Here is a 23,672-nt window from a genome sequence, read left to right on the forward strand (position 1 = left end):
GCCCGGGCGGTGCCGCAGGCAGCAATCGTGGTGTTAATAGTGGGTGGCGGTGCGGGCCCGGCGCGTGTTGCGGCCGGGCCGGTGCATCACTTGGCGGCGGCGTCCACGCTCTTTTTGGCGGTGGACTTGGCCTTGGCGAGCTGCGCCTTGGCTTCGGCCTTGGCGTACATCTCGCCCAGTGCGCGCTTGTATTCGGTCGGGAACACCTTCACGAATTGGTTGCGCGCCTGCGCCCAGTTGTCCAGCAGATCGCGTGCGCGCTTGCTGCCCGTCCAACGCAGGTGGTCGGCCAGCAGTTGCTTGAGCTGCGCTTCGTCGGTCTGGCCACGGTGCCACACACCCTTGTCGATCGTTGCTTCTTGCTCGGCCTGCGTCAGCACCTTGTCCAAGGTCACCATCGCGGTGTTGCAGCGGCTGGCGAACTGGCCGTCTTCGTCGAAGACATAAGCCACACCGCCGCTCATGCCGGCAGCAAAGTTGCGGCCGGTCATGCCCAGCACCAGCACGGTGCCGCCGGTCATGTATTCGCAACCGTGGTCGCCCGTGCCCTCTACCACCGCCGTCGCACCCGACAGGCGCACGGCAAAACGCTCGCCCGCCACGCCGGAGAAGAAGGCTTCACCGGTGGTAGCGCCGTACATCACGGTGTTGCCCACGATGATGTTCTTGTGCGCATCGCCACGGAAATCCAGGCTCGGGCGCACCACCACGCGGCCACCGGACAAGCCCTTGCCGGTGTAGTCGTTGGCATCGCCCACCAGGTACAAGGTGATGCCGTTGCACAGGAAAGCGCCGAACGATTGGCCGCCCGTGCCTTCCACGCGGATGTGGATGGTGTCGTCCGGCAGACCTTCGGGGTGCGCCTTGGTCACCGCGCCCGAGAGCATGGCGCCCACAGTGCGGTTGACGTTGCGCACGTTTTCCAGAATCTTGACGGCCTGGCCCTTTTCGATGGCGGGGCGCGACTTCTCGATCAGGATGTTGTCGAAGGCTTTTTCCAAGCCGTGTTCCTGGTTTTCGGTGTGGAACAGCGGCACGTTCTCACCCGCGTCAGCACGGGCCAGCAGGCGGCCGAAGTCCAGGCCCTTGGCCTTCCAGTGGGTGATGCCGGGCTTCATGTCCAGCAGGTCGGAGCGGCCGATCAGATCGTCGAACTTCGAGATACCCAGCTGGGCCATGATCTGGCGCGCTTCTTCGGCTACGAAGAAGAAGTAGTTCACCACATGCTCGGGCTTGCCGGCGAACTTCTTGCGCAGCACCGGGTCTTGCGTGGCCACGCCCACCGGGCAGGTGTTGAGGTGGCACTTGCGCATCATGATGCAGCCTTCCACCACCAGCGGTGCGGTGGCAAAGCCGAACTCGTCCGCGCCCAGCAGAGCGCCAATGACCACGTCGCGGCCGGTCTTCATCTGGCCGTCGGCCTGCACGCGGATGCGGCTGCGCAAGCCGTTGAGCACCAGGGTTTGCTGGGTTTCGGCCAGGCCGATTTCCCAAGGCGAACCGGCATGCTTGATCGACGACCAAGGCGAAGCGCCCGTGCCGCCGTCGTGGCCGGCGATCACCACGTGGTCGGCCTTGCACTTGGCAACGCCGGCAGCGATGGTGCCCACGCCCACTTCCGACACCAGCTTGACGCTGATGGACGAATGCGTGGCGACGTTCTTCAGATCGTGGATCAGCTGGGCCAAATCTTCGATCGAATAGATGTCGTGGTGCGGCGGGGGCGAGATCAGGCCCACGCCAGGCACCGAGTAGCGCTGCTTGCCGATGTATTCGGACACCTTGCCGCCAGGCAGCTGACCGCCTTCACCGGGCTTGGCACCTTGCGCCATCTTGATCTGGATCTGGTCGGCAGACGCCAGGTACTCGGCCGTCACGCCAAAGCGGCCCGATGCCACCTGCTTGATCTTGGAGCGCAGGCTGTCGCCCTCGCTCAGCACGTAGTCAGATTCGATCTGGTCTTTGCCGATGATCGAGGCCAGCGACTCGCCTTGCTTGATCGGGATACCCTTGAGCTCGTTGCGGTAACGCGCCGGGTCTTCACCGCCTTCACCGGTATTGCTCTTGCCGCCGATGCGGTTCATGGCCACAGCCAGCGTGACGTGGGCTTCGGTAGAAATCGAGCCCAGCGACATGGCGCCGGTAGCGAAGCGCTTGACGATGTCGGCCGCCGATTCGACCTGCTCCACCGGGATGGCCTTGGACGGATCGATCTTGAACTCGAACAGGCCGCGCAAGGTCATGTGGCGCTTGCTCTGGTCGTTGATCAGTTGCGCGTATTCCTTGTAGGTGTTGAAGTTGTTCGAGCGGGCCGAGTGTTGCAGCTTGGCAATCGCGTCGGGGCTCCACATGTGCTCTTCACCACGGGTGCGCCAGGCGTATTCGCCACCAGCGTCCAGCATGTTGGCCAGCACGGGGTCGGCGCCAAACGCTGCCTTGTGGCGGCGGATGGCTTCTTCACCGATCTCGAATACGCCCAGGCCGCCCACGCGGCTGGAGGTGCCGGTGAAGTACTTGTCGATGGTTTCGCTGTTGATGCCGATGGCCTCGAACAACTGCGCACCGCAGTACGACATGTAGGTGGACACGCCCATCTTCGACATGATCTTGGACAGACCCTTGCCGATGGCCTTGATGTAGTTGTAGATCGCCTTCTCAGCCGACAGCTCGCCGGGCAGGCTCTTGTGGATGGAGACAATCGTCTCCAGCGCCAGGTACGGGTGCACGGCTTCTGCGCCATAACCGGCGAGCACGCCGAAATGGTGCACTTCACGCGCCGTGCCGGTTTCCACCACCAGACCACAAGCGGTACGCAGACCTTCGCGGATCAGGTGCTGGTGGATGGCCGACAGCGCCAGCAGCGCCTGGATCGCGACGCGGTCCTTGTTGATGCCCTTGTCGCTGATGATCAGGATGTTGTGGCCGGTCTTGATGGCGTCCACCGCTTGGGCGCACAGCGAGGCTAGGCGCGCTTCCACACCTTCGCTGCCCCAGGACAGCGGGTAGGTGATGTCGAGCACGGCCGAGTTGAACTTGCCGGCGGTGTGCGACTTGATGTTGCGCAGCTTGACCATGTCGTCGAAATCGAGGACAGGTTGCGTCACTTCCAGACGCAGCGGCGGGTTCACCTGGTTGATGTCCAGCAGGTTGGGCTTGGGGCCGATGAAGGACACCAGGCTCATCACGATCGCTTCGCGGATCGGGTCGATCGGCGGGTTCGTCACCTGCGCGAACATCTGGCGGAAGTAGTTGTACAGCGGCTTGTTCTTGTCCGAGAGCACGGCCAGCGGGCTGTCGTTGCCCATGGAGCCAATGCCTTCTTCGCCGTTGGCGGCCATCGGGCTCATCAGGAACTTGATGTCTTCCTGCGTGTAGCCAAAGGCCTGCTGCTGGTCGAGCAGCTCGGGCGACTTTTGCTCATCAGCAATCGCGCCAAACTCTTCCGACGCCTTGGCCTGCTCGTCCACCTGCGATTCGCCAGCGACCGGGGTTTCCACATCGTCGAGGCGGATGCGCAGGTCTTCAATCCAGCGCATGTAGGGCTTGGCGTTGGTCAGCGAAGACTTCACTTCTTCGTCGTCGATCAGGCGGCCCTGGTCCAGGTCGATCAGGAACATCTTGCCCGGCTGCAGACGCCACTTGCGCACAATCTTGTGCTCGGGCACGGGCAGCACGCCCGACTCCGAACCCATGATGACGAAATCGTCATCGGTCACGCAGTAACGAGCGGGGCGCAGGCCGTTGCGGTCCAGCGTGGCGCCGATCTGGCGGCCGTCGGTGAACACGATCGAAGCGGGGCCGTCCCAGGGCTCGATCATCGAGGCGTGGTATTCGTAGAAAGCGCGGCGGCGCGAATCCATCGTGGCGTGCTGCTCCCAAGGCTCGGGGATCATCATCATCACGGCTTGCGCCAGCGGGTAGCCCGCCATCGTCAGCAACTCCAGGCAGTTGTCGAAGGTAGCCGTGTCGGACTGGTGCGCAAAGCTGATCGGGTAGAGCTTTTGCAGATCGTTGCCCAGCACGGGCGAGCTCATCACGCCTTCGCGGGCGCGCATCCAGTTGTAGTTGCCCTTGACGGTGTTGATTTCACCGTTGTGCGCCACATAGCGGTAGGGGTGAGCCAGCGGCCATTCGGGGAAGGTGTTGGTGGAGAAGCGCTGGTGCACCAGGCCCAGGGCCGAGACGCAGCGCTCGTCTTCCAGATCGCGGAAATAGGTGCCCACCTGGTCGGCCAGCAGCAGACCCTTGTAGATCACCGTGCGGCTGCTCATGCTGGGAACGTAGTATTCCTTGCTGTATTTGAGCTGCAGGTTCTGGATGGCAGCGCTCGCCGTCTTGCGGATCACGTACAGCTTGCGCTCCAGTGCGTCTTGCACAATCACGTCGTCGCCACGGCCGATGAACACTTGCTTGATGACCGGCTCTTTCTCACGCACGGTGGGCGACATGGGCATGTCGCGGTTCACCGGCACATCGCGCCAGCCCAGCAGCACCTGGCCTTCGGCCTTGATGGCGCGCTCCAGCTCTTCTTCGCAAGCCAGGCGCGAAGCGTGCTCCTTGGGCAGGAACACCATGCCCACGCCGTACTCGCCAAAAGGCGGCAGGGTCACACCCTGGGCGGCCATTTCGTCGCGGTAGAGCGCATCGGGCAGCTGGATCAGGATGCCAGCGCCGTCGCCCATCAGCTTGTCTGCGCCCACGGCACCGCGATGGTCCAGATTCTCCAGAATCTTCAAAGCCTGGGTCACGATGGCATGGCTCTTGTGGCCTTTGATATGGGCCACAAAGCCGACGCCGCAGGCGTCGTGTTCCAGAGTCGGGTCATACAGACCCTGAGCTTGCATGTGCTCGCGTGCAGATGCCGACATGGCGCATTCCTTCAAATTTCTATCGCGGGAATGTGAATGTAGAGCAGCTGGGAATACCCGAGCAAGCACTTTATTTAGGGTCAGATACCAATTATTTTTGTTTCATTTCCATGAATAATTAATTAGGGACATATTAATTTCAAAGAAAACAACATTGATTTCATTGAAATTTATGAGTTCACTCGCTCTCAGCAGCGCGGGTACGCGGGCGCCCTGCACTCTTTTTGTGCACGCGGCGCTCGGTTTTGGCCTGCAGGCTTTGCACAAAGTCTTCGCTGCCCAGCGCCCAGCCGCCATTAACGCTCTGGCCCAGCGCGGCCGATTCGCGCTGCGACAGGCCCTGCGCCAGCAATTGCGCGTATTGCGCCTCGCGCGCGAAAGGCGTATTGCCCAAGGCCCAGAAGGCCGCCGGATCGCGCAACCAGGGCAAATGCGATGCACCTGAATGGTGCGCACAGCTCGACCACAGGTAATCTTGCGCCCGCGCCACCAGCCCGGCGCGCTGCGGATTGGAGTCGATATAAATGATGCATTGCAGCAACGGTGCCGTTGGCTCCAGCACCGTCGAGCGGTAACGCCCTTCCCACAAAGTGCCGCTGCGCCCGTGCCGTGCATTGAAATAGCGCACGTACGCCCTGCCCAACGCCTGCATCAGCTGAGGCAAACCTTGCTCGGTTTGTGGCGTGAGCAAAAGGTGGAAGTGGTTGGGCATCAGCACAAAGGCGTGCACAGCCACTTGGTGCGTCTGCGCCAGCTGTTGCAAAAGATCGAGAAAAGCCTGGTAATCCTCGGCGTCGACAAACACCGTTTGCAGGTTGTTGCCACGGTGCAGCACATGGTGCGGCAGGTTGGGAACAGTCAGTCGAGGGAGGCGGGCCATGGATCAGTGAGCAGCGAACAGCGAGAAGTCGCGATCTGGCTATTATCTGGCGCTTCCGCCAAGCCGGGGCGCCGTGGCAACACCGCTCCACGGACGAGTGGGCGGTGTTGGTGCCATTCAGCTCACTTCCAGCGCGACTCCATCACCTGGTAGCGCACGTCTTGGCGCAGTGCATCAAACGCGGGCTCTTGCCGGATGCGCGACCAATCGCGAAAACCTTGGGCGAAGGCTGTGGACAAAGCGCGCAAAGCCTCGTCCTTGTCGCCACGCCGCACGGCGGCCAGCGATTGCAGATACTGCTGCTCTGCCTCGGAGCGCGACGCGGCTGGTGGTTGCGGCGCCGCTGCGCTCAGCGTTGCAGGCTGCGGCGCGGAGCTTGGCGCAGCCGCAGGTGCCGGCGCTTGCGCACGCGCTGCCGCGTTCACCGCCGGGGCGGCAACAGCGGCTGAAGAAGGCGGTGCTGAAGCAGTGGCCACCGATTTGGCGCGCTGGTAGTAAATGCGCTCACCGAGCACCGGCACGGTGAAATAGATGCGGTCGTCGTTCTCGAAGCTGAACACCAGATCGATGCCAAACTCGGTCAGCAACGTGACCTCCTTGCCATCGGCCTCCAGCCCTTTGAGCGGCAGCGGCTCCAGGCCCATGCCCAGCGCCAGCTGCTTTTCCGAGATTTGCAGATCGGGGCTGATGGGCAGCTTCAGGCCCTGGAAGCGGTAGTTCTCCGCCAGCCAACGGCCCTCGATCTTTTTCGGATCGATCTTTTGCCCGCAGCCCGCCAAGAGCAGCGCCGCACCGAGCGCCAGCACCAAGGCCCGCATCACACGCTCTTGCGGTACAGGCCCATCAGCTCGCGGAACTTGGGCGTGTTGCGCAGCGGATCGAGGTCGGTGTCCTTGTCCATGGCGTCAAAGTGATTGAAGCCCGCCATGAAGGCCGCCTCCAACTGCTTGAGCGCCTCATCGGGCTGCTTTTGGCGCAAGCGCACAATGGCCAGGTTGTAGTAGACGAGCGATTCGGTGGCATCGCGCTCACGCGCCTGCATCAGCTCCCGGTCGGCACCATCCAGATCGCCTTGGCCGAGCTTGGCCACGGCCGTTTTGATCATCTCCAAAGCGGCAGCGCGAGCGGCTTTTTTCTCAGCTTCCGAGAACTGGCCATTGCTCAGGCGCTGGTCGGCCTCGCGGCGCGCAGCCGAGGTTTCCGTCTCGCTGGGCACAATACCTGCCACAGCGGGCGCAGGCGCAGGCTCTGCCACCGGTGCTGGCGCGACCACAGGCGGCTCGGGCACCGCCATGGGCGCAGGCGCTGGTGCAGGAGCAGGTGCTTCAGCCACCACCGTGTCAGGCTTGCTCTTGCCGCCCATCAAATACCAGCCACCGCCGCCGGCAACCGCCACAACGGCCGCAGCCACAGCAGCCATTACGCCCACTTTGGAGCCGCCCTTGGCGCCGCCGCGTGCAGCCGTATCACCGCTGTCGATCAGCTCCAGCGGGCAGTTGCAGTCGCTGCATTTGGGGTCGTTGAGCAGGTTTTCGCTGGTGACATGTTCACCACGGTTGGCCACGGAGCAGTCGCCCACCGATTTGCATTTATAGGTATACATAGTTTTTCAGGTTCCACAGAGAGCGATCAGGCGGTGGCTTCGGCCTGCAGGCCGATCAGCTCTTTCATCTTCGGGATCAGGGCGCGCAAACGCAGGTACTGCTCGTCGGCCGGATTGCGGCCCGACTGCGCCAAGCGCTCGTTCACAAACTCCACAAAGCGCTTGTACAAAGCCTCTTTCTTTTCGCGGTGCACGTAGTCACGCGCCAGCAAGCCGAGCACGGATTTTTCAATCATCTGGCGCAGCTCGTCCTGCTGCTCGGAGGCCCAGACCTTGGCCCAGTCGCCGCCGCCAGCCAAGGCGTTGATGCACATGAAGCCGTCCGCATCGGTGGATTCGATGGTCCACTGCGGCGAGCCGGTTTCCGGGTTCTCGCCGGGGCGCACCAGCTCCATCAGGCGCGCCAGCAAGAGATACGGCTGCAAATGATCCAGGCGCTTGCCTTGCATCTCCACGCCGGTGGGCGCAAACAGCGGTGGCAGCTTGCTGCCGTCGCCTTCGCCATGCAACAGCACAGCTTCGTCCGGCAGCTTGCGCAGGCCGTCGTAATGCGTTTTGAGGAAGTTCAAAGTGTCGACATAGCGCACCGGCATCAGCGACGACACCTTGATCACCACCACCTCGTTGGACAAGGTGCCCACCACCACGGATGCATCCGAAGTGCCCGCATCCTTTTGCTTGTGGAACAGACCTTCGAGATGCTGGCGGAACTCGCGCTGCTCCTCGCAATCGGGCAGCATCACGCAGATGGCTTGCTGCAGGCCGGCGGTGGCCGCTTCGTTGCCAGGCACGCGGCGTTCGATCTCGGCCTTGTTGAAGGTCAGCATATTGCCGGCTTCGCGGTAGAGATCGGCCACAAAGCTGCTCAGCGCTTGCGAGTTGGCCGCGTATTGGCGCGACAGACGCTCGACGATGTTCACATGCATGACCGGCGTGTTCTGCGCCAGCTCGGTGTGTGCCGCTTCGGTAATCTCGGCCGCTTGTTGCGACAGCACCGTGATCAGGTTGTTCAGGTTGACGCGGCCTGCAAGCTTTTCAAAGCTGTCCACCTCCACACCGGCCAAAGACACAATGGCGCGCCGCACGCGCTGCGTGCGCTCCACCTGGCCGCGCTCGTCCAAGGTCATGCGGCGCAGCAAATCGCGCACGGCGTCCATGTCGAAAATGCGCGTCTGGCAGACCTCGTCCTTGTCGGTGCGCAAGCGGTTGTTTTGCTCGTTGCGGATGGAGTCGGTGGCTTCGGACAACTGCAAGTGGATCTGGTCGACCTTGCCGCGCAGCACGGTCAGCTCGTCAAGCACCAGCGGAATCAGACGCGAGCCGAACATATAGCCTTCGCGCCAGGTGTTCTTGGCAAACAGCAGTTGCAGCTTCTCGCGCGCCTCGGCCAGGCGCGTGTCGCGCTTGTCGGTGAACAAGCGGCCCAGGGTTCCGACTTCGTTGAAATCGCGCACCAGGCGCTGCAGGTCTTCCTCCAGCTTGCCCATCGCGGTAACCAGGGTCTGCGCCTTGTCTTCGTACTCTTTTTTGCGCTGGGTGAGGTCGTCCAGAATCGCGTCCATGTACTGGCGCAGTTGCAGCAGCGAGAGCTCGCCCGTGTTCCAGCGGCTGAAGAATTCGCGCTCGATGCCGCGCACAATGCGGCGCGCCATCTCCAACCGCGCCTGGGATTTGACTTCGTAGAACTTGCGCACACCGCCCAGACGGCGGAAGGTGGTGTCGTACACGTCGGACAGGCGCACGCGCAAGGTGCGAATCCACTCCGCTTCCTTGATGGTTTTGTCCGCCTTGATCTGCTCTTCCAGCGTGGCCGCCACTTGCGGCCAGTACTCGTCGATCAGCTTCCAGCCGGCCTTGGCGTCGTCTTCCAGAATGCCACGGTCCAGCGTCAGGTGCGAATCGCTGATCAGCAGGCTTTCCTTGACCTCGGGCTTGCGCACTTCGGCCCCCCAGTCCTTGTAGACCGGCTCGTCGGCAAAGCCTTCGCCCTGGCGGAAGTTGTTGAACATGAGCTGGCGCGTGGCCTGCTCGGCAAAACCGTAGGCCAGGTATTCCTTGATCTCGTGCTCGGGCACCACCACGCGCTTGATGCCAAAGCTCATGAACAGCTTGGCACGGGCAGCCACGCCGTCGTCTTTTTCGATGAAGTTGGTGTCGTTCTCGCCCTTCTCCACCCGCGCCAGCGCTTCCCAGCGCTTGTTCAAGGTCTTTTGGTAGAGGAACTCCGCCATGATGTGCGGCACGTCCTCTTGCATCGAAAAGCGCACCCGGTTCTCGTTGATGTTGTTGACCAGGTAGCAGCCGTTGAAGAACTTGGCCGCTTCGATGCGCTTGCCGTCCAGCACGTTCACGGGTTGGTAGCGGCGCGCCGCCATGGCGTTCAGCTCGGACAAAGCGGCATAGCCGTTGGCGTAGTAAGTGCCAAAGCCGCCTACCGATTTCACCCAGGTCGAGCCTTCGTCGGGCAGCAGCGCGTAGACCAGAATGCGGTAATCGGCATCGTTGGGGCGCAGCTTGCGCAGCATGGCCACGGTGTCGACCACAAAGCCGCTGCCGGTGCCGCCCGCCAGGCCGCACAGCACATGGATGGTGGCCTGCGCGGTTTTGCTGCCACTGCTCTCCAGCGCCTGCATGCGGTCTTCCAGCAGCTGCGAAATCTGGCGTGCATTCTGCGCAAAAACCAGGCGCCCCAACTTGCGCTTTTGGGCAGCGCCGGCCGTGCCTGCGTCGATGAAATCGAACACGCCGCGCGGCTCGATCCAGTCGCGCATGCCGGGGTAGGAATCGGGGTCTTGCAAGATCGGGCGCACGCCGCTGGCCGCATAAATGCCCAGCTGTGCGCGCGAGAGCGAGCAATCCTGGCCCAACACCGTCCATTTGTCGGTCTCGTTGAGCAGGCCGTCGGACGTGTCCAGATAGACATATTCGAAATTGGCTTCCGAGGGGCTCACGCCGTTCGCATCGGTGTGCGTCTTGACGATCTTGCGCAGTGCGCGAATGACTTTGCCGCCCGTGCCGCCCAGGCCGACGATCAAATGGTTGTTGGACATATCAACTCTCAAACACAGCCCCGCCAACGCTGGCAGGGCAAAAAGAACGGGGAAGACCGGCGCCGGCCGTGGCTCAGCGGTGCATCAGCTGAATCTTCAGCAGCAAAGGCTCTTTGGCCGCCACCGCTTTGGGCTTGACCACATAGCTGGCCACTTGCTGGCCTGCGGCCGGGCGCGGATCGTCGGCAAACACAATGGCTTTCGATGCGTAGGCGGGCGCAGCGCCTGCTGCATTGCACTGCTCGCCAGCGCCTGCATCTTGCGCATAGACGATGGCCTTGGAAGCGTAGGTGCCAGCGTCTGCCGTCACCACCGCACAACCAGCGCCGGGCGCAGCTGCCAAGCTGTTGACCGGCATGCCACCGGGCACGGCAGCGGGCTCGAACACCGCTTGCGTCACCAGATCAGGCTGGATCTTTTGCAGCGTGGCGTCGGGCTGGAACAGCTCTTCTTCCGACATCAGCACCAGCAGTTTTTCCAGCCCGGCATTGCCTTCGAACTGGAAGTTGCCCTGGGCTGGCAAAAAGACGGTGCCCATGGCGTCGACCATCGCCGTTGCGCCGGGGCGCGGGTGCAGCATGCTGATGCGGCCGCCCGGCTCTTCGTTGAAGATGTAGACAAAGCTCGGGCGGTTCACCTTCAAGCCCAGCTGGAACTTGTCGCCGGTAGCGAAAGTGCGCGTGGCCAACACGTCTTCGGTGCTGGCATCGGGCTTTTTCAAGCGCACAAAATAGGCCGCGCCCATGGGCAGCTCTTTGCTGCTGCGCTTGGCGCTGGCCTTGCTTTTTTCGGCAGACTTTTTGGGCGCCGTAGCTACCACCATGGTCTTGGCCGGCTTGTCGCTCTGCGCCACGGTCTCGGGCGCAGGCTGGCCGGTGGCGACAGCCTTGACATCGCCGTCTTCGCCAAAGAACAGCGACTTGGCGGCGTAGCCAGCCTCTTCGGCGTGGAGGTTCAGGCTCAGCGCCATCAACATCGCCGCAGAGGCGGCAGCCATTTTCTTGAATTGCATACGGGGCTCTTCCCTGTTAGTGGCGCGCGAGCTTGTCGCCCGTCGCGGAAAGCGTCGAAAAACGGGTGGGGTTCTGCTGCAGCTCACCCTTGGTGACCTGCTGAACCTTTTGGCTGGTGAAGGATTTGGCAGCGGCAAAGGCTTGCGCCACGTCGCCCGAATATTCCTTCAGATAGGCAATGAACGACTGCGTGAAAAACGAGCCGCGCAGCACGTCGCTCTGCACCAAGGGGCTGGCAAATGTGCCCGTGCTGGTGGGCGGGCCCAACGACAGCTCGCCGGGGCTGGTGGCGGTGATAAAGGTGTAGTTCTTGCGCACCTCGAACTCGGCCGTGCGCGCCTGGGGCTTGGGTGCAGCGGCGCTCTGGCCATCGCCCACATAAGTGATGGCTTTGCTGCTGTAGGCCTTGCCCGTCCACGAGGCGACCGACACGGACTCGCGCTCATAACCGCCACCGTTGATTTGCGCTTGGTAAGCCGCACCTTCGGAAGGCAGGTTTTTGAGAATCTCGCCGCTGTAGCAGGTGTCGATGATGACGCGGGTGACGGCGGTGTTCTTCTGCGCCAGCTGCTGAATCAAGGTGTCGCGCACCGAGGTACGCTGCAAATTGAGCAGGTAAGCGGTTTTGTCGCGGCTCGGCGGTTTGCCCGGGTCGCTGTCGCCCGAGTCGTAGGCGGCAATCGACATGCGGCGCTCGTCGTTGTTGCCTGGTGTTGGCACCGGCTGGTTGCCGTGGCTGGAGACGTAGATGAACAAGGTGTCGTTCTCGCCCAGCACTTTCTCCATCTCGGCAATCGCGGCTTCGATGTTGGCCTTGGTCGCGCGCTCACCCAGCACCGACATCACGTCGTAGCCGTAGTTGGCCAGCACCAGCCCCATCAGGCGCGCATCGTCTTCGCCCTGGATATCGGTCAGGTGCGCCCGGTCCATAAACTGGTTGACGCCAATCACCAAGGCGCGCTGCTTGCCAGCGCCCGCCACATCGCGCTTTTGCTTGCGCTTGTAGAAGTCGGCCAGCGCATTGCCGGCCTGCTGCGTCCAGCGCTTTTCCAACACGTTTTCCGGATAGAAAGGCGAGGTGGAGCGGATGCCGACGATGGACTGCGAGATCAGAAAAGCGCGCTCAACCTCGTCCTCATCGCGGTACTGGCCTGCCAGCCGCAAACGCCCTACGCTGTCGCGCGTGACCTGCGCTTTTTGCAGGCCTTCGCTGCGCATGCGGCTTTGCACCGAATCAGCCAGATTTGCCGGCACCTGGTGCCCTTGGTACACCCGCTGATAACCGGGCATGCTCTGGTTGGCGCAGCCGCCCAATAACAAGGCCGACACCAGCAGCAGGCCGCTTGCAATCCGTGCGCGCATGCTTATTGCACCTCGACGATTGCGCTTTCGGCCACAAAGGGCTGGTCTTTGACGGCAACCCAATATTCCAGTTTCAAGCGCGAACCCGCAGGCACGGCTTTGTCCACCGGCAGGCTGATGCTGTCGTAATGCTCGCCGTTTTCCACCACGCGCTGCTCGTCGCCCTTGCCGTAGAAAGGCACTTCTTCCTGCTTGTTATCGGCAATCACAAACAGCTTGCGCACCATGCGGACTTTGGCCTCGCCGCCATCGGGCGTCAGCACGACAAATGCCGACTGCACATTCAAGGGCGAGCCCGCTTTGACATGGGTGGGCATTTGCAGTTTGCGCAGAACCACAAAATCGCCGTTTTCGGGCTTGTAGCCAAACTCGTTCACCACGGCGTCGAAATTGGGGTTGCGCTGCAATTGGGATTCGGGCACCCAGGACGGGTTTTTCTGCATACAGTTGCCAGCCGCTTTGTAATGTGCGGTGGCATAACCGATGGCGCCGCCTGCTACGGCGCCCACCACCACGGCCTTGGCCATGTGGTCCTTTTTGCCCGAGAGAATCGAGCCCAGAAGCCCGGTGACCGCGCCAGTGACGGCGCCTTTGGCGGTATTGCCCAGTTTCTCGGAGCTGATGCAGCTGTCGAGTTCGGAGGTCACGGCCTCCTGCGCTTGCACATTCAGGGCACACAGGGCCGACACGGCCAGCACCAGCACGGGCTTCACAAATACATTCATCGTCAGTCTCTCTGGATCGATCCCGCCTGCCTGTGTCGGCAAGCCTCCTCGCGCACGCCGTTGCTTGTACTGGGCAGACAAATACGCGCGCCCATTATTATTAGCATTTATTGCACTTTGTTACAAGACTTGCGAATGAATGTCTTTACAAACCAAGGCCCATTAATGTGAGCACCTACCAGCGATTAACAGGTTTTGCAAATCATGAGAAAGTAACTGCCTACATTGGTTATTGGCTTTGAATGAAGCGCCAACTGATGCAAGCCAGGGAATATGGGAATGCCGTGGCCTGGCAATGCCAGCAGCAGGTCGGCAGTGGGAAGCATCTGAAAAAGAAACCGCGCTGCGCAAAAAATCTCCCAGCAGGATTTATCTGCACCCGGACATTATCCGCGCGCAGAAAATCACGAAAAAATGGGAAACTGGCCGATGGCGAGCGCCAACTTAGAGAATGCGATATTCGGTGCAAATGGCCGTTTTATGCCTGATAACTCAGCATAAACAATCAGCCAATAAGCGCTGCAGGCGTCGGCACCCATCGAGCGCCAGCAGAAACTGCCTGTGTGGCGTTTTCCCGTCGCCCAAGCGCAGCCCGGCAGGCAGGCTTATCGCAAAGCCTTGCCACTGCGGCCCACGCCGCGCCCGGCCTGGAAACCCAGCATGCCCGACACACGCGCCGCCGCTTGCACCAGTTGCGGCAGCAGCTCGCTTTGCATGATCTCGGGTGTGGTGCGGTTGGCCTGGCCGCTGATGTTCATGGCGGCGACTACCTGGCCGCTGGCGTTGCGAATGGGCGCTGCCACCGAGGTCAGGCCCTCTTCCAGCTCCTGGTTCAGCAGGCACCAGCCTTGCTCACGCACCTGGGCGATTTGCGCCAGCAGCGCGGCTTCGTCCTGGATGGTGAAGCGCGTGAACTGGCTGCGGTCACGCGTGTCCAGCAGGTGTTGCAGCTCGTGCCCGGGCAGCTCGGCCAGCAGCACGCGGCCGAGCGAAGTCCAGAAAGCCGGCAAGCGCGAGCCAATGCCCAGGTTGGTGCTCATGATCTTGTGCGTGTGCACGCGCATCACATACACCACGTCTTGCCCGTCCAGCACGGCGATCGAGCAGGATTCGTGCGTCTGCTCCACCAGCGCATCCATCACCGGTTGTGCGCTGTGCCACACCGGCATCGAGGTCAGGTAGGCAAAGCCCAGGTCGAGGATTCTGGGCGTCAGCTCGAACACGCGGCCATCCACGCGCACATAGCCCAGGGTCTGCAAGGTCAGCAGGATGCGGCGTGCGCCAGCGCGGGTCATGCCCGTGGCCTCGGCCACCTCGGTCAAAGTCTGGCGCGGCGCGGCAGCGCCAAAGCTGCGGATGACCTCCAGCCCGCGCGCAAAGGACTGCACATAGCTGTCGCTGGGGCGGAGGGTCTGGTCGTCATCTTTCATCGGCAGCAATCGGGGCGTTCAAGGTCTCAGAGCATGGCCTGCGCAGCAATACAGAAGCAAATCGCAAGGACATCGGGAAGCGGATTATCCGGTACTCTATAATTCTTTTAGCGAACACATGTTCTATATACGAACATTTTGCCGCAAGACCGCAGCAGACCGTGTCGCCAATGCACTAAGCCCGGCTAGGGCGCCTCTCGTGTGCTGGCGTGGTTTGTGGTCACATGGCAGCAGCTTGGTTTCATAGAAAGCAGGAGACAGCGAATGATCAACAAGATTTCGGATTCGATCGCCGAATCCCTCAGCAAAGTGCAGGACGGCTCGACCGTGCTGATCGGCGGCTTCGGCACGGCCGGCATTCCATCGGCGCTGATCGATGGCCTGATTGCCCAGGGCGCGCGCGATCTGACCGTGGTGAACAACAATGCCGGCAATGGCGATACGGGCCTGGCCGCCCTGCTCAAGACGGGCGCTGTGCGCAAGATCATCTGCAGCTTTCCGCGCCAGGTGGACAGCTACATTTTTGATGAGCTCTACCGCAGCGGCAAGATCGAACTCGAAGTAGTGCCCCAAGGCAACCTGGCCGAGCGCATGCGCGCTGCCGGTGCCGGCATTGGCGCCTTCTTCTGCCCCACCGCTTACGGCACCGAACTGGCCGCCGGCAAGGAAACGCGCGAGATCAACGGCAAGCAATACGTGCTGGAGTACCCGATTTACGGCGACGTGGCCCTGATCAAGGCCGAGACGGGCGACCGCTGGGGCAACCTCACCTACCGCAAATCGGCGCGCAACTTTGGCCCGGTGATGGCCACCGCCGCCAAGTTCACCGTGGCCACGGTGCACGAGATTGTGGAGCTCGGCGAGCTCGACCCCGAAGCCGTGGTCACGCCCGGCATCTACGTCAACCAAGTGATCAAGATCGAGCGTGTCGCCACGCAAGCGGTCGGTGTCAAAAAAGCCGCCTGAGCGGCCGAGCGCAGGAGATAAGCACAATGAGCAGCTACCAAAAACGTACCAAGGACGAGCTGGCCGCGCGCGTGGCCCAGGACATCCATGACGGCGCCTATGTGAACCTGGGCATCGGCCAGCCCACGGCCGTGGCCAACCACATCCCCAAAGACCGCGAAGTGATTTTGCAGTCGGAAAACGGCATTCTGGGCATGGGCCCGGCGCCCGCTGCCGGCCAGGAAGACTATGACCTGACCAATGCCGGCAAGCAGCCGGTCACCTTGCTGGCCGGTGGTTGCTATTTCCACCACGCCGACAGCTTTGCCATGATGCGCGGCGGCCACCTCGACATCTGCGTGCTGGGCGCTTTCCAGGTAGCAGAAAACGGTGACCTGGCCAACTGGAGCACGGGTGAGCCCGGCGCCATTCCCGCCGTCGGCGGCGCCATGGACCTGGCGATCGGCGCCAAGCAAACCTGGGTGATGATGGATTTGCTGACCAAAAAGGGCGAGAGCAAAATCGTCAAGCAATGCAGCTACCCGCTCACCGGCATCGGCTGCGTCAAGCGCATCTACACCGATCTGGCGACCATCGAGGTCACGCCGCAAGGCCTCAAGCTCATCGACACTGTAGAAGGTTTGGCCAAGGCCGAGCTCGAACAGATGATCGGCCTGCGCCTGCTGTAAACCCACGCTGAACCAGCCCCTTTTTCCCATCTGCACCTATCCAAGGAGACAACCATGACTGATGCATTCATCTGCGACGCTGTTCGCACCCCCTTTGGCCGCTACGGCGGCGCGCTGGCCGGTGTGCGCACCGACGACCTGGGCGCCGTGCCCCTGAAGGCGCTGATGGAGCGCAACCCCGGCGTGGACTGGAAGGCCGTGAACGACGTGATCTACGGCTGCGCCAACCAGGCCGGCGAAGACAACCGCAACGTGGCCCACATGTCCAGCCTGCTGGCCGGTCTGCCTATCGATGTGCCCGGCGCCACCATCAACCGCCTGTGCGGCTCGGGGCTGGACGCCATCGGCACCGCAGCACGCGCCATCAAGGCCGGTGAAGCCCGCCTGATGATCGCCGGCGGCGTCGAGTCGATGAGCCGTGCACCGTTTGTCATGCCCAAGGCAGAAAGCGCTTTCAGCCGCAGCAACGCGGTGTACGACACCACCATCGGCTGGCGCTTCATCAACAAGCAGATGAAGGCGAAGTACGGTGTGGATTCGATGCCTGAGACGGCTGAGAACGTGGCCGACGATTTCAAGATCGAGCGCGAAGCCCAAGACCGCATGGCCCTGGCATCGCAGCAAAAGGCTGCGGCCGCCATTGCCGCCGGCTACTTGGCGCAAGAAATCTGCAACGTCACCATTCCGCAGAAGAAGGGTGATCCCGTTGTCGTGAGCCAAGACGAGCACCCACGCGCCACCACCATCGAAGCGCTGGCCAAGCTCAAGGGTGTGGTGCGCGAAGGCGGCACCGTGACCGCCGGCAACGCCTCGGGCGTGAACGACGGCGCTTGCGCCCTGCTGCTGGCCAACGCCGAAGCCGCCAAGCAATACGGCCTGACGCCACGCGCCCGCATCGTGGGCATGGCGACCGCTGGCGTAGCGCCTCGCATCATGGGCTTTGGCCCGGCACCCGCTGTGCGCAAAGTGCTGGAGCTGACCGGCCTGACGCTGGACCAGATGGACGTGATCGAGCTGAACGAAGCCTTTGCCGCACAAGGCCTGGCCGTGCTGCGCGATCTGGGCATTGCAGACGACGACAAGCGCGTCAACCAGTGGGGCGGCGCCATCGCTTTGGGCCACCCGCTGGGCGCTTCGGGCGCACGTCTGGCTACCACTGCGGTCAACCAGCTGCACACGCTGGGCGGTCGCTACGCGCTGTGCACCATGTGCATTGGCGTGGGCCAAGGCATTGCGCTGATTCTGGAAAAGGTCTGATCGACCTGACGCTCCCGGCCTGAAAGCGCATCACTTTCCGGCCAGGGCCCGCTGAGCGGCACCCGCCGCCAGCGCGGCAGCCAGCAAGGCGGCGGGCCGCAGCGCCCGCCAGCCAAGACAAGACCGCCAGCGCTTACGCAATCAGCACCAGAAGCTATGCAAACGATAGCAATCTGGGTTTGCACAGCGCTCCCGGCCAACAGATTCCCACCCTGAAAACTGACAACGCAGCCACTGCACCTGGGCGGAGCCTTTTCACAACCGCAACAGTGGGCACCCACATTAACGGAGACAGCAGCATGAGCACACAACCACTGAACACCGCCAACGGCAACTTCCGTATCGACCTGCAAGGCCCGGAAGGCGCGCCTGTGCTGGTGTTCTCCAACTCTCTGGGCACCACGTTCGAGATGTGGGACGCCCAGGCCCAAGCCTTTGCCAGCAACTACCGCGTGCTGCGCTACGACACCCGCGGCCATGGCGGCAGCGTGGCCAATGCCGGCCCTTACAGCTTTACCCAACTCGGTGGCGACGTGCTCGGCATTCTGGATGCGCTCGGCATCGAGCAAGCCCATTTCTGCGGCATCTCGATGGGCGGCCTGACCGGCCTGTGGCTGGGCGTGAACGCCGGCAAGCGCATGCGCAGCATCACCGTGGCCAACAGCGCCGCCAAGATCGGCGCCGAAGCCGCCTGGAAGGACCGCGCCGCCCAGGTGCGCGCCAACGGCGCTGCCGGCATGCAAGCGCTGGCGGATTCTTCGCCCAGCCGCTGGTTCACCGAAAGCTTTATCGCCACCCAGCCCGCCACGGTGCAACGCGCGCAAAGCTGGATCGCCAGCATCAACCCCGAAGGCTATGCCAGCTGCTGCGAAGCACTGGCGCAAGAAGACCTGCGCGCCGCGATTGCCGGCATCAACACGCCCACGCTGCTGATCGCGGGCAGCAGCGACCCGGTCACCACCGTAGCCGATGCTGAAGCCATGCACGCAGCCATCAAGGGCTCCGAGCTGGCAGCGGTACCCGCATCGCATTTGTCCAACCTGGAAGCCCCGCAGGCTTTCGATCTGGCACTGGCCAGCTTTCTGCAAAAGCACTGATGCCCCTGCGCTGAACCCGCCAGCCCGCGCCAACAAAAAAAGCAAACAGGCGCTGCTGGCCCACCACCTATCCAAGGAGACACGCATGTCCAACGCCCAGCCACGCTGGAAGCAGCGCCCCGTCGGTTCGACCTGGGGCGATTTCGGCCCGGACGACCAGCTCGGCCGCCTGAACCTGCTGACTGCAGAAAAAGTACGCCAAGGCGTGGCCGAGGTGCGCGAAGGCCTGCGTTTCTCGCTCAGCCTGCCGCTCGATTACCCCGGTGGCAGCGCGCTCAACCCCAACCGCAAACCACCCGTGCTGCGCCCGCTGCAGCGCAAGGGCTTGGTCAACTTCAACTGCCTGCTGAACGAGCTGGAGCCCGGCCGCACCGATGTGCTGAGCGACGACATGGCCGTGCTCTCGCTGCAGTACTCCACTCAATGGGACGGCCTGGCCCACGCCGGCTCGCTGTTTGATGCCAATGGCGACGGCGTGCCTGAGCCGCTCTACTACAACGGCTTTGCCGCCGGTGTCGATGTGCTCGGCCCGCTGCTCGTCAGCGACACCGGCATGCCCACGCCCGAGAGCAGCGGCAGCACCAGCTGCGCCAAAGCCCTGGGCATCAACGCCATGGCAGAAAACGGCGTGCAAGGCCGCGGCGTGATGCTGGATCTGCATGCGCACTACGGCAATGCCCGTACCTTGATCGGTTACGACGAATGGATGCGCGTGATCGACGCCGACCGCCTGGAGATCGAGCCCGGCGACATGCTGTGCCTGCACACCGGCTTTGCCCAGGCCGTGCTGGCCATGCACAAGAACCCCGACCCGGCGGTGCTCAACAACAGCTGCGCCGTGCTCAATGGCCGCGACGAAAAACTGCTGCAGTGGATCAGCGACAGCCAGATCGCCGTGATCGCTGCCGACAACTACGCCGTGGAAGCGCACCCCGCCCAACCCGGCCCGGATTGCTGCGCCGCCTTGCCGCTGCACGAGCACTGCCTTTTCAAACTCGGCCTGCACCTGGGCGAGCTGTGGCACCTGACGCCGCTGGCGCAGTGGCTGCGCGCGCACCAGCGCAGCCGCTTCTTGCTGACCGCGCCACCGCTGAATCTGCCAGGCGCCGTGGCCTCGCCGGTCACGCCCATCGCCACCGTGTAAGCGCACCCTCTTTTTCTCGTTTGACTGGAGACTTTGATGTCCAACACCGCCCACCCATCCTCCACCACGGCCCGCCCGCGCGTCCTGATAACCGGCGGCGGCGCCGGCATTGGCGCAGCCGCTGCGGCCCGCTGCTGGGCCGATGGTTATGCGCCCATCATCATCGACCGCAACGTGGACGCCGTGCCCGCTGAGTTCGTGGCCATTCAGGCCGATCTGAGCAGCGTCGAAGACACAGCCCGTGCTTTGGAACTGGCGCTGTCAGGCGGCCCAATCACGCGCCTGGTCAACAACGTGGGCATTGTGGTGCCGGCCGATGCCGCTTCGCAAACCCTGGCCGAGTTCGACCTGGCCGTGCAGCTGAACCTGCGTTGCGCCTTTCAGTGCATGCAAGCGCTGCTACCCGGCATGCAAGAGACGCGCTTTGGCCGCATCGTCAACATGTCCTCGCGCGCTGCGCTGGGCAAAGACCTGCGTACCGCTTACGCCGCCACCAAGGCCGGCCTGATCGGCATGACCCGCGTCTGGGCACTGGAGCTGGGCCAATGGGGCATTACCGCCAACGCCATCGGCCCCGGCCCGATCCGCACCGAGCTGTTCGACAAGGCCAACCCGCCCGGCGCCGAGCGCACGCAAAAAATCATCCAGTCGGTGCCCGTCAAGCGTGTGGGCACGCCCGACGACGTGGCCCACGCCGTGGCCTACATGCTCGACGAGCGCAGCGGCTTCGTCACCGGCCAGGCCCTGTATGTGTGTGGCGGCATGACGGTGGGCGTCGCGCCGGTTTGAGTTTTTTCCGCACGGCCTGCGCCACGAGCGTTGCGCCGTTTTTTCCGTCCGATAACAAGAGACATTGATGTCAAAAATAACAGCCTTTTTCACCGAGCTGATGCGCAAGTATCTGCCCGACCCCTTCGTCTTCGCCATCTTGCTGACGCTGCTGACCATGGCCCTGGCCTTTGCCGTGGAAAGCCGCCCGATCAACCTCGTCGTTGAAGACTGGGGCAAGGGTTTTTGGAGCCTGCTGGCCTTTACCACGCAGATGGCCGTGATTCTGGTGATGGGCTATGTGCTGGCCGCTGCCCCCATCGTGGACCGTTTTCTGAACCGCATCGCCGGCATGGTGCACACGCCGCGCGGCGCCATCATCATGGCCACCGTGGTGGGCTGCGTGGGCAGCTATCTGAACTGGGGCTTTGGCCTGGTGATTGGCGGCATCATGGCCAAGAAGCTGGCACTGCGCGTCAAAGGCGTGCACTACCCGCTGATCATTGCCTCGGCCTACACCGGCTTCACGATGTACGGCCTGGGCCTGTCGGCCACCATTCCGGTGCTCATCTCCACCAAGAGCCACAGCTTTGAAAAGCAGATGGGCATCATCCCGCTGACGGACACCATCTTCTCTTCGCACATTCTGCTCACCGCGCTGACCGTGCTGATCGTGCTGCCGCTGATCAATGCCGCCATGCACCCCAAGGCCGGCGAAAAAGTGACCGAAATCAGCCCCGAGCTCGCCGACAACCAAGAGGCCAAGGGCAATGCTGCCGCCAACCTGCTGGGCGATGAAAAGACCTTCGCCGGCCGTTTGAACAACAGCCGCATCCTGAGCCTGCTGATCGGCCTGTGCGGCATGGCCTATGTGGTAACGCACTTCTACAAGGGCGGCAACCTCGACCTGAACATGATCAACTTCTTCATCCTGTTCCTGGGCGTGCTGCTGCTGCGCACCCCGATGGCCTATGTGGAAAAGGTGAACGAAGGCGTCAAGACCATTGGCGGCATCATTTTGCAGTTCCCGTTCTACGCCGGCATCATGGCCATCATGCACGCCTCGGGCCTGGTCGAATCCATCGCCCACGTGTTTGTGAGCTTCTCCACCGCCTACACCCTGCCGCTGTTCGGCCTGCTCAGCTCGTTCTTCATCAACTTCTTCGCACCATCGGGCGGCGGCCACTGGGTGCTGCAAGGCCCGTTCATGATCGAAGCGGCCAAGACCCTGGGCGCCTCACAGGCCCACACCGCCATGTCGGTGATGCTGGGCAACGGCTGGAACGACCTGGTGCAGCCCTTCTGGATTCTGCCCGCGCTGGCACTGTCCAAGCTCAAGCTCAAGGACATCATGGGATACACCGTTGTCTCGATGTTTGTCGTCGGCGCGATCTACATCGTCTCGTCCCTGGTCTGGCCATAAAGCCTGAAATATCTTTTGGGGACTTAAAGACCCAACAACGCTCTTTTCTCTCTGGCGGTCACGCGATACGCGACAACTACCCACAAAACAAGTGGCCGCCTTTTCATAGCCTTTTTTGGAGATAGCCATGAACCCCATCCGCTCTACCGCCCGCCGCACCGTGCTGCGCGCCGTTGCCGCCGCCACCATGGGCGCAGCCCTGATGCCCGCCGCTTTTGCGGCTGACAAGTTCCCGTCCAAGCCCATCACCATGGTCGTGCCCTTTGTGGCTGGCGGCACCACCGACATCCTGGCGCGCATCGTCGGCCAGTCGCTGGGCGAAGAACTGGGCCAGCCCGTCATCATTGACAACCGCGCTGGCGCGGGCGGCAACATCGGTGGCCAGTTTGCGGCCCGCTCGGCTGCCGACGGCTACACCATCTTCATGGGCACCGTGGGCACCAACGCCATCAACGAATGGCTGTACAAAAAGATGCCCTTCAACCCGAACAAGGACTTTGCTCCGCTGACGCGCGTGGCCAATGTGCCCAACCTGCTGGTGGCCAACCCGCAGCAACCGTTCAAGGACGTGAAGGAGCTGATCGCCTACGGCCAGGCCAACCCCGGCAAGGTGAACTTCGGCTCGTCGGGCAGCGGCAGCTCCATCCACCTCTCGGGTGAGCTGTTCAAGATGATGACCAAGGTGGACATGGTGCACATCCCCTACAAGGGCAGCGCACCAGCCGTGACCGACCTGCTCGGCAACCAGATCGCCATCATGTTCGACAACATGCCTTCGGCCATCCAGCACGTACGCAGCGGCAAGCTGCGCCCCCTGGCCGTGACGACGGCCAAGCGCTCGCCCGAGCTGCCCGATGTGCCGACCGTGGCCGAAGCCGGCGTACCCGGCTACGAAGCCACCTCGTGGTTCGGCCTGTTCGCGCCCGCCAAGGTACCAGCCGACGTGCAAGCCAAGCTGCATGCCGCCATCATCAAGGTGCTGCAAAAGCCCGACGTGATCAAGAAGATCGCCGACCAGGGCGGCGAAGTGGTGACCGAATCGCAAGCCGAATTTGCCAAGTTCATCGCCGCTGAAAACGAAAAGTGGAAGAAGGTGGTGAAGACTTCCGGCGCAACCGCGGGTTGATCTTTGCGTCGCTGACGCTTTACAAACCCAAGAGCAGCCAGTGCGCTTTGATGTGCACTGGCTGCTCTTTTTGCTCTGTCCCTGAATGGCGAGAGCGGAAATGTTTTTGCTTGCCTGCAAGCAGTTGGCATCGTGATGCTAATGAGCGCAGTTCTCGCCGACTGTTGGCTGTTCCTCCACCCCTTCAGCCAGCGCCTGTGATCGGAGTAAACGCCGGCGGTTTGGCTGCCGCAGGACAGCCAAACTTCGTGCTCTGACTTGCGTCATCTGTTTGAACGGAGCGCCTTGGCGC

18 protein-coding genes are annotated in these 23,672 nt (G+C 62.6%); 9 read left to right on the top strand and 9 right to left on the bottom strand.

Annotation, left to right across the window (positions count from 1 at the left end):
• Positions 1-86: 86 nt before the first annotated feature.
• From ACFIQF_RS18385 to ACFIQF_RS18420, 8 genes are all read right to left on the bottom strand, one after another.
• Positions 87-4,868: a glutamate synthase-related protein gene (locus ACFIQF_RS18385; RefSeq protein ID WP_393945095.1), complete on the bottom strand. Its 4,782-nt coding sequence runs from the start codon at positions 4,866-4,868 to the stop codon at positions 87-89.
• A 178-nt stretch (positions 4,869-5,046) separates the two neighbouring features.
• Positions 5,047-5,748, bottom strand: a complete 702-nt coding sequence (locus ACFIQF_RS18390; protein WP_393945096.1) for a transposase — start codon at positions 5,746-5,748, stop codon at positions 5,047-5,049.
• A gap of 122 nt (positions 5,749-5,870) precedes the next feature.
• On the bottom strand, positions 5,871-6,566 hold the full coding sequence (locus ACFIQF_RS18395; RefSeq protein ID WP_393945097.1) for a TPR end-of-group domain-containing protein: 696 nt from the start codon (positions 6,564-6,566) through the stop codon (positions 5,871-5,873).
• Positions 6,566-7,351 carry a tetratricopeptide repeat protein gene (locus ACFIQF_RS18400; protein ID WP_393945098.1) on the bottom strand — a complete coding sequence of 262 codons (786 nt, stop codon included), beginning with the start codon at positions 7,349-7,351 and terminating at the stop codon, positions 6,566-6,568. The genes ACFIQF_RS18395 and ACFIQF_RS18400 overlap by 1 nt, the downstream gene beginning before the upstream one ends.
• Positions 7,352-7,377: 26 nt before the next feature.
• Complete coding sequence (locus ACFIQF_RS18405; RefSeq protein WP_393945099.1) at positions 7,378-10,401, bottom strand: tubulin-like doman-containing protein; 3,024 nt, start codon at positions 10,399-10,401, stop codon at positions 7,378-7,380.
• A gap of 73 nt (positions 10,402-10,474) precedes the next feature.
• Positions 10,475-11,413, bottom strand: a complete 939-nt coding sequence (locus ACFIQF_RS18410; RefSeq protein WP_393945100.1) for a DUF4384 domain-containing protein — start codon at positions 11,411-11,413, stop codon at positions 10,475-10,477.
• Positions 11,414-11,429: 16 nt separating this feature from the next.
• A complete protein-coding gene (locus tag ACFIQF_RS18415) occupies positions 11,430-12,776 on the bottom strand; it encodes a caspase family protein (RefSeq protein WP_393945101.1) in 1,347 nt (448 codons plus the stop codon).
• A 2-nt stretch (positions 12,777-12,778) separates the two neighbouring features.
• Complete coding sequence (locus tag ACFIQF_RS18420) at positions 12,779-13,501, bottom strand: YMGG-like glycine zipper-containing protein (RefSeq protein ID WP_393945102.1); 723 nt, start codon at positions 13,499-13,501, stop codon at positions 12,779-12,781.
• Between the two features lie 242 nt (positions 13,502-13,743).
• On the opposite strand from ACFIQF_RS18420, the gene ACFIQF_RS18425 reads away from it, so the two are divergent.
• The gene (locus ACFIQF_RS18425; RefSeq protein WP_393945103.1) at positions 13,744-13,989 is read left to right on the top strand and encodes a hypothetical protein; all 246 of its coding nucleotides are present in this window, start codon (positions 13,744-13,746) and stop codon (positions 13,987-13,989) included.
• A gap of 117 nt (positions 13,990-14,106) precedes the next feature.
• Here ACFIQF_RS18425 and ACFIQF_RS18430 read toward each other — a convergent pair whose 3' ends face one another.
• Positions 14,107-14,931 (bottom strand): IclR family transcriptional regulator domain-containing protein, encoded by an 825-nt coding sequence (locus ACFIQF_RS18430; protein ID WP_393945104.1) that lies wholly within the window; start codon positions 14,929-14,931, stop codon positions 14,107-14,109.
• 264 nt (positions 14,932-15,195) lie between these two features.
• Here ACFIQF_RS18430 and ACFIQF_RS18435 point away from each other — a divergent pair, with 264 nt between their 5' ends.
• The 8 genes from ACFIQF_RS18435 (at position 15,196) to ACFIQF_RS18470 (ending at position 23,380) form a co-directional block, all read left to right on the top strand.
• Positions 15,196-15,897 carry a 3-oxoacid CoA-transferase subunit A gene (locus ACFIQF_RS18435; RefSeq protein WP_393945105.1) on the top strand — a complete coding sequence of 234 codons (702 nt, stop codon included), beginning with the start codon at positions 15,196-15,198 and terminating at the stop codon, positions 15,895-15,897.
• A 26-nt stretch (positions 15,898-15,923) separates the two neighbouring features.
• Positions 15,924-16,565 carry a 3-oxoacid CoA-transferase subunit B gene (locus ACFIQF_RS18440; RefSeq protein ID WP_393945106.1) on the top strand — a complete coding sequence of 214 codons (642 nt, stop codon included), beginning with the start codon at positions 15,924-15,926 and terminating at the stop codon, positions 16,563-16,565.
• A 54-nt stretch (positions 16,566-16,619) separates the two neighbouring features.
• Positions 16,620-17,822 (top strand): 3-oxoadipyl-CoA thiolase, encoded by a 1,203-nt coding sequence (gene pcaF / locus ACFIQF_RS18445; RefSeq protein WP_393945107.1) that lies wholly within the window; start codon positions 16,620-16,622, stop codon positions 17,820-17,822.
• Positions 17,823-18,121: 299 nt separating this feature from the next.
• On the top strand, positions 18,122-18,919 hold the full coding sequence (gene pcaD / locus ACFIQF_RS18450; RefSeq protein WP_393945108.1) for a 3-oxoadipate enol-lactonase: 798 nt from the start codon (positions 18,122-18,124) through the stop codon (positions 18,917-18,919).
• 85 nt (positions 18,920-19,004) lie between these two features.
• Entirely contained in the window at positions 19,005-20,063 is a 1,059-nt protein-coding gene (locus ACFIQF_RS18455) for a cyclase family protein (protein WP_393945109.1), read from the top strand.
• A 36-nt stretch (positions 20,064-20,099) separates the two neighbouring features.
• Entirely contained in the window at positions 20,100-20,852 is a 753-nt protein-coding gene (locus ACFIQF_RS18460) for an SDR family oxidoreductase (protein WP_393945110.1), read from the top strand.
• Between the two features lie 67 nt (positions 20,853-20,919).
• A complete protein-coding gene (locus ACFIQF_RS18465; RefSeq protein WP_393945111.1) occupies positions 20,920-22,254 on the top strand; it encodes a short-chain fatty acid transporter in 1,335 nt (444 codons plus the stop codon).
• 127 nt (positions 22,255-22,381) lie between these two features.
• Positions 22,382-23,380 carry a Bug family tripartite tricarboxylate transporter substrate binding protein gene (locus ACFIQF_RS18470; RefSeq protein ID WP_393945112.1) on the top strand — a complete coding sequence of 333 codons (999 nt, stop codon included), beginning with the start codon at positions 22,382-22,384 and terminating at the stop codon, positions 23,378-23,380.
• The last annotated feature ends 292 nt before the right edge of the window (positions 23,381-23,672 follow it).

This window comes from Comamonas trifloxystrobinivorans, from assembly GCF_043359985.1.
GTDB classification, from domain to species: Bacteria; Pseudomonadota; Gammaproteobacteria; order Burkholderiales; family Burkholderiaceae_C; genus Comamonas; species Comamonas trifloxystrobinivorans.